At 44.6% G+C, this 386-nt stretch carries 1 protein-coding gene; it reads left to right on the plus strand.

Going from position 1 to position 386, the window contains the following annotated elements:
* On the plus strand, window positions 1-386 hold a 386-nt coding region (locus RYX56_RS21385), incomplete at both ends, for an aminotransferase class III-fold pyridoxal phosphate-dependent enzyme (protein ID WP_317123991.1).

Below are 386 nucleotides of genomic sequence, written 5' to 3' on the forward strand. Positions count from 1 at the left end.
TTTGGTCCAATGCTTCCAGGTATTAAGCTCGTTCAATATGGTGATTTGGCAAGCTTAAAGCAAGCGATTACCCCGAATACTGCCGCATTTCTGGTTGAACCGATTCAGGGGGAAGCAGGGATTGTTATTCCGCCCGAAGGATATTTAAAGGCAGCCTTTGAGCTTTGTAAGGAACATAATGTCTTGTTTATTGCGGATGAGATCCAAGCAGGATTAGCACGTACTGGTAAAATGTTTGCTTGCCAGTGGGAAGACATTGAGCCGGATGTCTATATCCTTGGAAAGGCACTAGGAGGCGGGGTATTTCCAATTTCCTGTGTTGTAGCAAATAAAGATATTTTTGGAGTATTTAATCCCGGCTCACACGGTTCAACCTTTGGCGGCAA

The sequence above is a fragment of the Alkalihalophilus lindianensis genome (assembly GCF_032843265.1).
Taxonomy (GTDB): domain Bacteria; phylum Bacillota; class Bacilli; order Bacillales; family Bacillaceae_D; genus Alkalihalophilus; species Alkalihalophilus lindianensis.